Below are 9428 nucleotides of genomic sequence, written 5' to 3'. Positions count from 1 at the left end.
GTGCATCGATAATGCGAGGTACCTAGTCTGGGTGTTTTTGGATACGTTACTACACCTAAAGAAAGCTTCTCGACTAGCACATACACACCATCACCGACGATTGGAGCACCACAATGGGACCTGAATCCGTTTTGACCCGCCGCACCCTGCTGAGTGGCGGCGCACTCTTCGGCCTGACCGGCCTGCTTGCGGCATGCGGTCAGCAGGCAAATAACGAGGCGGCAGCCACCACCTCCGCCGCGCCGAGCGAAACCGCTTCGGCGTCTGCGGCGGCATCTGAGTCCCCCTCGGCAAGCGCTACTCCATCTACTGTCCGAGGCTACTCGGGTGGTTCCAAAGCCCCCGATGGGGAATACCGCCCTGCAGATAAGTACGGTCCGGCGCAGAATGTACCGAAACCCAATGCTCCAGAAGACGGGTACCGAGAAAAATCCATAGATGGTATACGCAAAACATTGGATGCCTGGATTATGTGGGGCAACTATGGTACTCAAACAGGTGACTATTCGATGGCACGCAAATTTATGTCTCCCTCTTTCGAAGATGAGATTAAAGCCTATTCAGATGTCGAAGATCTTTACAAAAGTGGCGGGTGGATTATTGGCGGCATAAACCACTATCTAGCTGACGGTAACCCCTGGTCGGAAGATGGTGAAACTTATTTCTGGAAGGCCTACCGTGAGTGGGATTCTGAGACCTACGTTGAGTCCGACGGTAGCTGGCGCAAATGGAGTAATGACGATAAAACCGATGACACCTTTAAATTTGAGATGAAGCACAACGGTCAAAAGTGGGAAATTATGAATTATGAACCTGTTGAGGATTAAATATAATGCGGATTCATAAACTAATTGCATCTCAGGTTTTCACTCTGACAATTTTGTTTTCCTTACATACTCCTGCAATAGCAAAAGTGGAAACCCATGAATGTTCCTCAGATAGTAGCGCAAAAATATGTCAAACGCAGAGAACCCCTAAGAAGAACAATAAACATAGTGGTACTTCATCCACTGGAGACAATATTGTTACGGAAAATAATAACTCAGGATCTCAGAGTCAAAATTCAGATACGTACACTTCTAAAGCTCCCAATGGCCTAACCATGGTGTATTCAAAAACCGACCCAACACTCAACGCTTGCACTACAAAAGACGGACGTGTTGGTCACGTTAACTATGCCAACCGTTTCGTCCGTGACGACGGTATATCTGTTGACCACGGTCTCGGAAAGCACCCCACATCAGAAATTTGCATCCCCGACAATGCTCGCACTCTCACCGGTACCAACAACCCCGGCCCCACAGGCCCGACCTACGAAGAAGTCATGGAGGAAATCCGCCATGCTGCAGAGTCCCTAGAACCCGGCAAGCCAACCCTGCACCAGTCCTACAACAACCCCGCAGGAACCGGCCGGCCAGAAGGCGACCCCAACGTCTACAAAGGCGACAACATCAACTTCTACGTTGACGACGGAGGACCCTACCGCCTCGAAGCAGACATGCTCGCCGGACACGTCGAAATTGAACTCATGCCCTCCTCCTACGTCATCGAGTACGGCAACGGCGATACAGACACCAACTACACCGCAGGCAAACCGGTCACCACCTACCCTCGTGAGCGTCCGCGTCAAACAGCTACCAGTTACGCCTACCAGCGTTCGGGCAACTTCCACGCATACGCGACCGTGCACTACACGGCTCGTTTCCGTGTGGATGGTGGTCCGTGGCAGATGATGGAGGTGACCCCGCAGGCGACCAGTGACCCGCTGCTGATTCGTGTGTGGTGGGTTGATGTGGGCCGCGTCGGCGGCACCTGCGATGAAGACGACACTCGTTGGGGCTGCCAGAACGACCCCACCATGGGTAAAAAGGATAACCCGAACCCCAGGTTGCGTAAGGCCGATATCCGTACCGGCCAGCGTTGGCACCTCAACGATAACGGTGACGGGGACACAGAGTATTCACTGCACCGCGACTGGCCCGACATGTAAACCAACTCTGACCCAATATATAAATAACCGCAGCAGGCGGCCCCGGATGCATGTGCGTCCGGGGCCGCTTTTGTTTTACCGTGCCGTGCCGAAAAATTGTGCCATAGGTTAGTGTCTTTGGTCGTAGTTAAAAACCATGGCAGAAGACACTAAACCATGGCACAAATTCTGCACGGGTTACAGCCCCATAGCGAAAATTCTCGGCGTAAAAAGTCTCGGCATGAAAACCCTCACCGCGTAACAACTCGTAACACCCCCTTGCGGGATACCCCCCTAGGGTATACACTTAAGCCATGGAAACCACTAGCAACCAGTGCCGCCACAGCACATCCGACCAGGTCAGCACCGCATCCGACGCACCCGCCAAGGAACAGTCCGAGGCGCACACCGGCGCATGCTGCGGCGGCGAGGCGCCCGAAACCCAGCACGGTTACGCCTCCAACAAAGAGGCGCACCTCAAGCGACTGCGCCGCATCGAAGGGCAGGTTCGCGGCATCGCCCGCATGGTCGATGAAGACAAGTACTGCATCGACATCCTCACCCAGGTTGCCGCGGTCTCCAAGGCGCTCCACGCCGTCTCCCTGAACCTGCTCGAAGAGCATATCGGCCACTGCGTGACCGGCGCCGCCGTCGAATCCGAACGCACCGGCGACCCGACCATCGCAGAAGCCAAGGTCAAAGAGGCAGCCGCCGCAATCTCCCGCCTCATGCGTAGCTAAACGCCCCGCACCTAAACACCCGGCGGACCCAATTTTTCAACCCATTACCGAAAGGAAATCATTATGAGCACCACCACCGTTAAGGCAACCGGCCTGACCTGCAACCACTGCGCTATGAGCGTCAGCGAAGAGATCAGCGAAATTCCCGGCGTGACCGGCGTGAACGTGGACGTCGTCAAGGACGGCGTCTCCACCGTGACCATCGAGCACGAGGGCACCCTCAACACCCAGGCTGTTGCAGACGCTATCGTGGAGGCTGGCTTCACCCCCGCCGTCTAATCGACCGCCACACAACAGCCCCGGGACAACTCAAACCGGTACGCTAGACATAGCAACCCACACCCAGGAGTCACCATGGCATACCCGGCTAACTACATCGCAATGGTCGTCGGCGCGGTTCGCACCCTCGTCGGCGTCGAAAACATGCACCTGCGCGACGCGATTGCCCGCGTCGCCCGGCAGATGAGCCTGGACCCCGCCCTGGTCGATTCCTGGGTCAAGCAGAGCCCCGAATACAAGACCCGCGAAGAGGCTAAGGGCGCCTCACGACGCGGCGGCACCAGCGAAAATAAACGTTCCGCCGAGCATGAGCAGGGTCTGAAGGCTCGCGAGAAGGCAAACGCTTCGCCGTTCCCGCGGGCCGCTGTGAAACGCGCGTACGGTGTCTCCGATCGAGGCGCGAAGGTGACCGGTGTTCGCCCGCACACGACCCGCCCGGATGGGCTACCCGGCGACCACTAAGCCGCCGCAGCCCTACTCTCGCCGCAGCTTTCGCCTTCGCGCGCTCTCGACGCCGCACCCTAAACATTGCGCCAAACACCGCCCGGGGCGGGGTCCTTCGGGGCCCTTCCCCCACTCGGTGTGCGCCTTTTTCTACCCTCCCGTTTTTATTTTTGAGGAAGTATTGTGTCTTCTACACAGCCTTCAACGGCACCCCAGAAGCCCTCATCACAGAGTGAGCGCTCTCTTTTTAATGCCGCCGGAACAACCGCAAAATCAACGGAGTCAACCCGAATCATTCACGTGGATATCCAGGGTATGACCTGTGCATCCTGCGTGGGTCGCGTGGAGCGTAAGCTCCGCAAAATCCCCGGTGTTGACCCGGCGGTGAACCTGCCCCTGGAGTCCGCGCGCGTCATCGTACCCGAGGGCGTGAGCGACGACCAGATCGTTGAGACCATCAACAACGCCGGCTACAAGGCGCACCTCAAGAACGGCCCGCGCGCGGGCGCTGGAACGAACGCGAGCGCATCCGGCGGCGGCAACCATCACAGCACTCCGAGCATGAATGGCGGCTTCACTGACCGCATTATTTATGCGGCGATTTTGGGTGTGCCGATTTTCTTGATTTCGATGTTCCCGGCCTTCCAGTTCCCGAACTGGGGCTGGGTCGTGGCGATTCTGACCGCGCCGGTCGCGTTCTGGTGCGCCGCGCCGTTCCACCGCGCCGCGCTCATCAATGCCCGTCACGGCTCCTCCACGATGGATACGCTGGTGTCTCTCGGCGTGGTGTTGGCGTATTTCTATTCGCTGGCGCAGCTGCTCATGAACCCGGCGTTGACGGCGCATGTGCATCATGCGGGCGGTAGTTTCTGGTCGATGTTTACCGGCAACCATGCGCCGCTGTATTTTGATTCGGCGTCCATGGTGACGCTGTTCTTGCTGATTGGTCGCGCGATTGAGCACCGTACTCGCAATCGTTCTTCGGAGGCGCTGCGCACCCTGCTGAGCATGGGCGCGAAGGAGGCGACTCTGCTGCGCACCGATAAGCAGGGCGTGACGAAGCAGGTTCAGGTTCCGGTGGAGGACCTCATGCCGGATGACCTGTTCTTGGTGCGCCCGGGTGAGAAGATTGCCACGGACGGCGTGGTGGTTGAGGGTTCGTCGGCGGTGGATGCGTCCCTGCTGACGGGTGAGTCTGTGCCGGTTGAGGTGCATCCGGGTGATGCAGTCACGGGTGCGACGGTGAATACGTCTGGTTCGTTGACGGTGCGTGCGACCCGTGTGGGCACTGAGACGACTCTGGCGAAGATGGGCGAGCTGGTGGCGAGCGCGCAGGAGACGAAGGCTCCGATTGCTCGCTTGGCGGATCGTGTTTCTGCGGTGTTTGTGCCGGTGGTTTTGGTGATTTCGGCGCTGACCCTGGTCGGTTGGTGGCTGATTTCCGGTGACGGTGCTGCGGCGTTTAATGCGGCGGTGACGGTACTGGTGGTGGCGTGCCCGTGCGCTTTGGGTTTGGCTACTCCGACGGCGCTGCTGGCGGGTACGGGTCGCGGCTGGCAGTTGGGCATTTTGATTCGTAATGCGCAGGTGTTGGAGGCGACGAGCACGGTTGATCGCGTGGTGCTGGATAAGACCGGTACGGTGACGACTGGTGAGATGTCTGTGGCGTTCTACGGCACCTTTGGTGACTATGAGTCGGCGGGTGACTTGTCCGGTATTTCGCCGGATTCTGCCGGTTCCAAGAACGAGCGTTCCCTGTCTGTTCTGCGTGATGCCGCCGCCGTGGAGGCGCTGAGTGAGCACCCGATTGCTCGCGCGATTGCCGGTTTTGCCCGTGAGCAGGGCGTGCTGGCGGAGGGCGCTTCGGCGCCGAGCGTGAGCGGCTTTGAGGGTGTTCCCGGAGGCGTACGTGGCGTGCTGAGCGGCGCAGTTGACGGCGCTGAGAGTGGCGCCTCCCAGCTGGTTGTGGTGGGTACCCCCGAGTACCTGCAGGCGGCGGGTGCGCAGCTGAGCGAGGCTCAGTTGGCCCTGCTGGACCAGGCTCGCCGGGCGGGTCTGACGACGGTGGTTGTCGCCCGCGGTGAGGCCCCTGATGATGCCCCGAACGGTGAGGCCCTGAGCAGCACCTCCGCTCTGCAGCCGGTCGGCATGATTTCGGTTGCCGACACCCCCAAGCCGGAGGCCGCCGAGACCATGGCGCAGCTGCGTGAGCTCGGCCTGGAGCCGATCCTGCTCACCGGTGACGCCCCGCAGGTTGCGCAGGCGGTCGCCTCGAAGGTCGGTATTTCGGCTGAGAACGTGTACGCCGGCGTGACCCCGGAGGGTAAGTCGCAGGTGATTGAGAAGTTGCAGGCTGCCGGTCACCGCGTGGCGATGGTCGGTGACGGTGTGAATGACGCCCCGGCGTTGGCTCTTGCTGAGCTGGGCATTGCGATGGGTTCGGGCACGGACGTTGCCGCGGAGGCAGCCGATATTGTGCTGACCCGTTCGGATGTTGCTTCGGTGGTGACGGCACTGCGTCTCTCCCGCGCTACGCTGCGCACCATTAAGTCGAACCTGTTCTGGGCGTTCGCCTACAATTCGGCGGCTATTCCGGTTGCCGTGGCGGGCCTGCTGAACCCGATGATTGCGGCTGCGGCAATGGCGTTTAGTTCGGTGTTTGTGGTGCTGAATTCTATGCGTCTGACGGCGTTTAGGAAGTAGCGTTCCGCCGCTATACGGGCCGGTCGCGCAGGCTGGCACGGTTATACAGGCTGAATCGCCCCACGCGATTTCAAACGAAAATTTCAAAAGCGCATCTCACCGTGCTTTTTGTACGGTAAAAGATATAAAGAAATGCACCGCCCGTGTAAAGGCGGTGCATTTCTTTATATTCAGTTTTCACGGGCGGCGGCTTGAACACCTCGCCGAGAGCCCGGCAGAACCTTACGCCCAGGTGACCAGGTCCTCGATGGGGCGGCGGCTCTTCGTCGCAATCTCACGGGCACGGTAACCGAAGGTCACGGCCACGGACACGCCGTACTCCTCCGGGTCGAACAGGCCGGCAGAGGCGAGCAGCTCGTTCACCGCATCGTAGTCCATACCCTCAATGGGGCAGGAATCAATGTCGAGCATAGCGGCGCCGGTCATCATGTTGCCCAGGGCGATGTAGGTCTGCTTGGACGCCCAGTCGAAGAGCGCGCGGTCGTTTTCCAGAACCTTAATGCAGTTCCTCTGGAAGTCACTGTAACGCTCGAGTGCGGCCTCCATCTGCTCCTCGGTGAGGTTGCGGCCTTCGAGGGTGCGGCGCATCCACGGGGTGTCGTAGCGCAGACCCTTCTTCGCCAGCAGTACGACCAGGTGGCTTGCGGCATCAAGCTGACCGACCATACCCCAGGAAATCGGCTTGAGCTTCTCGCGCAGTTCACGGTCCTGAATGACCAGGAACTTCCACGGCTCGGTGCCGACGGAGCTGGGCGACAGGCGCGCAAATTCGAGGATTGCGGCGAAGTCTTCGTCGCTGACGCGGCGGTCGGGGTCGTAGGCGCGGGTTGCGCGGCGGCGGGCGAAAATTTCGAGGGCTTCTTCGCGGGTTACGGTCACGGTTTCATCCTTTACATGAGGGTTTCAATACCCTGTCATGCTACACCTGCGGAGGGTGCGGGCGGCGGAAAATGTGGCGAGTTACGCTCGCAGGAAATACGCCCGGTAAGGCATTCGAGGCGGCACCGCGAAAGCCCGGTTAAGCCGCCCGGAACCTACCCAGAGCCCCCTGCAAGTCCCCTTACAAAACCCCTACTCGACGCCCGGCTTTCATCCACACATCCGAGCGGGCGCGGCGGCCGAAAATGACCGCACGGATTCCCTGGAAGTACAGAATATACGCCGCCCACAAGCCGCAATACCCGGCGAGCGCATCCATGGCACCGGTGCCGACCGCCCAGTGCAGGCCGAGCATGACGGGCACGTACATCACCAGCATGATGAAGCAGCCGATTGCCAGGTATTTCACGTCCTGCGCGCCCATGAGGATGCCGTCCAGGGCGAACACGTACGCGGCGATGGGCTGGCCGAGGGCAATGATGACGGTGGCGATGGTGAAGAGGAACGCCACCTGCGCGTCCTGCGTGAAAATCCAGGAGCCGAAGAAGCCGATGAGCGGGCAGATCAGGCCGGTGATGACGCCGTAGATGAGGCTCATGCGGAGCAGTCGGTTTTTCAGCTGGCGCACCTTCGCACGCTCGGATTCTACGTTGAGGTCGCGTTCGCCGAGCTCCTTACCGAGTAGCGCCTGCGCGGCGATGGCGAGGGAATCCAGGGCGTAGAGGAAGAGGTTAAATACGCCCATGCCGAGCTGGTAGGCGGCGGTGTGTTCGGTGCCGAATCGTGCCACGACGAACACGGTCAGCAGGGAGGCGATGCGCATGGACAGGGTGCGCAGCATGAGCCAGGAGCCGAGCGAGAGCACCGAACGCATGCCGGTTACGTCGGGTGCCCAGGGGACGGCGTGTTCGCGGGTGCCGCGCATCATGACCACACCGAGCGCGGCAGCCATGCCCCACTGGGTGAGGGAGGTGCCGGTCGCCGAACCGGCGACACCCCAGCCGACCGGGTAGATGAGCAGCCAGTTCAGCACAATATTTACGAGCGTGCCGACCGTGGCGACCTTGAGCGGGGTGACGGTGTCTTGCAGTCCGCGGAGCGTGCCGACCTGCGCGAGGATAATCATCATCGGCGGAATACCCCAGAGCGAGTGGTGCAGGTAGTCGAGGGCGTAGCTGATGGTTTCGTCGGTCGCGCCGAGGCCGCGCAGTAGCGGGTCTGCGAAGGCGTATCCGGCGATCATGAGGAGCATGCCGAGGCCGAAGGCGACCCACACGCCGTCCACACCGATCTGCCAGGAGCGGCGCAGGTTCTTCTCGCCGAAGGCGCGCGCCACGGCGGGCGTGACGGAGTAGGCGAGGAAGTTCATGAGGCCCACGACCGTGGTGACGAGCGTGGCGGCGATGCTCATGCCGGCGAGTTCTGCTTTGCCGAGTTGGCCGATGAGGGCGGAGTCGGTGAGCACGAAGATGGGTTCGGCGATGAGCGCACCGAAGGCGGGTACGGCGAGCGCGAGGATGCGCCGGTTCAGCGAAGGCTCGGCGGTGTTCGCGACGGTATTCTTCGCGCCGGACGCGGTGCTACTGGGTTCAGCAATAGGGTGCTTCTGTGTGCTCATCCTTCTAGGCTACTCCCCGCCGCCGCGGCGGGTGCCTGCGCGCGGGGCGGGGTGCACTCTACGAGATAAGTGTGCGAGATGCGCGGTTAGGCGCCTCGGCCGCGCAGTTCGTCGAGGGCGCGGCGTTCCTTCTTGGTGGGGCGGCCGCTGCCTCGTTCGCGTTTGGCAACCGGCGGCATGGAGAGGTAGGCGGGGCGCGGGCCGGAGAGGTCCTCGTAGCAGGTGACGGCGATGGGTGCGCCTACGCGTTTGACGAGGAGTTTTTCAACTTTGAAGACGCGTTCCCAGCCGGGGTAGCGCACGCGCACCACGTCGCCTTTTTTGAGTTTTTGGGAGGGTTTGGCGGGGGCGTCGTTGACGCGCACGTGGCCGCCTTTACATTCGTCGGCGGCGAGGGAGCGGGTTTTAAAGATGCGCACCGACCAGAGCCATAGGTCGAGCCTGGCGCTGGTTAGTGCGTTGGTGTCTTCTGCGGTCATGTGTTCATTGTGGCGCGAGGCGGGCGGGGCACCAAATCAGGTGCGCCCGCCTGCGCGTCCTGTCTCTCCACAGTTTTCGCAGTGATTCCACCGTATTTTTGCCGGGGTTTCGGCGGGGTTCCACCATGGCTTCGCCGAACCGCGCTGCAACCGGCTCAGAACCCGCCACGCGGCAGAAAATTTTCTATTGCACGCACCAGCCTATTGAGCACAAACCCGCATCCACTAGGGGTATTGTTAAGTCACCTTCTCAAGAAGTGTTCTCAAGGCCACATCGTTCGCGTGGTCTACGGGGGGGTGTGGCCGCGACGCCACGG

Annotated in this window: 9 protein-coding genes; 6 read left to right on the top strand and 3 right to left on the bottom strand. The window is 60.6% G+C overall.

Annotated features, from left to right (window positions below; translation table 11 throughout):
• The first annotated feature begins 113 nt into the window (after positions 1-113).
• From HMPREF2944_RS04490 to HMPREF2944_RS04465, 6 genes are all read left to right on the top strand, one after another.
• Positions 114-827: a DUF6318 family protein gene (locus tag HMPREF2944_RS04490; RefSeq protein WP_070680917.1), complete on the top strand. Its 714-nt coding sequence runs from the start codon at positions 114-116 to the stop codon at positions 825-827.
• Between the two features lie 497 nt (positions 828-1324).
• Positions 1325-1990 (top strand): hypothetical protein, encoded by a 666-nt coding sequence (locus HMPREF2944_RS09380; RefSeq protein WP_246826259.1) that lies wholly within the window; start codon positions 1325-1327, stop codon positions 1988-1990.
• A 293-nt stretch (positions 1991-2283) separates the two neighbouring features.
• Positions 2284-2709 (top strand): metal-sensitive transcriptional regulator, encoded by a 426-nt coding sequence (locus HMPREF2944_RS09450; RefSeq protein WP_070680910.1) that lies wholly within the window; start codon positions 2284-2286, stop codon positions 2707-2709.
• A gap of 63 nt (positions 2710-2772) precedes the next feature.
• Positions 2773-2988 carry a heavy-metal-associated domain-containing protein gene (locus HMPREF2944_RS04475; protein WP_070680907.1) on the top strand — a complete coding sequence of 72 codons (216 nt, stop codon included), beginning with the start codon at positions 2773-2775 and terminating at the stop codon, positions 2986-2988.
• A gap of 75 nt (positions 2989-3063) precedes the next feature.
• Positions 3064-3450 carry a hypothetical protein gene (locus tag HMPREF2944_RS04470; RefSeq protein ID WP_049360061.1) on the top strand — a complete coding sequence of 129 codons (387 nt, stop codon included), beginning with the start codon at positions 3064-3066 and terminating at the stop codon, positions 3448-3450.
• Between the two features lie 282 nt (positions 3451-3732).
• Positions 3733-6135 (top strand): heavy metal translocating P-type ATPase, encoded by a 2403-nt coding sequence (locus tag HMPREF2944_RS04465; protein ID WP_256370698.1) that lies wholly within the window; start codon positions 3733-3735, stop codon positions 6133-6135.
• A 222-nt stretch (positions 6136-6357) separates the two neighbouring features.
• Here the strand turns inward: HMPREF2944_RS04465 and HMPREF2944_RS04460 are convergent, their stop codons facing one another.
• The 3 genes from HMPREF2944_RS04460 to HMPREF2944_RS04450 all read right to left on the bottom strand — a co-directional run bounded on the left by HMPREF2944_RS04460 (position 6358) and on the right by HMPREF2944_RS04450 (position 9111).
• Positions 6358-7014 carry an NAD(P)H-dependent oxidoreductase gene (locus HMPREF2944_RS04460; RefSeq protein ID WP_070680901.1) on the bottom strand — a complete coding sequence of 219 codons (657 nt, stop codon included), beginning with the start codon at positions 7012-7014 and terminating at the stop codon, positions 6358-6360.
• 181 nt (positions 7015-7195) lie between these two features.
• Positions 7196-8632 (bottom strand): MATE family efflux transporter, encoded by a 1437-nt coding sequence (locus HMPREF2944_RS04455; RefSeq protein WP_070680898.1) that lies wholly within the window; start codon positions 8630-8632, stop codon positions 7196-7198.
• Between the two features lie 86 nt (positions 8633-8718).
• Positions 8719-9111, bottom strand: coding sequence for an RNA-binding S4 domain-containing protein (locus HMPREF2944_RS04450; RefSeq protein WP_005507918.1), 393 nt, complete (start codon positions 9109-9111; stop codon positions 8719-8721).
• Between the last annotated feature and the right edge of the window lie 317 nt (positions 9112-9428).

This window comes from Rothia sp. HMSC072E10 (assembly GCF_001813965.1).
GTDB classification, from domain to species: Bacteria; Actinomycetota; Actinomycetes; order Actinomycetales; family Micrococcaceae; genus Rothia; species Rothia mucilaginosa_A.
The sequence above is the reverse complement of the archived record's forward strand: the minus strand, read 5'-3'. Positions and strand labels throughout refer to the sequence as shown.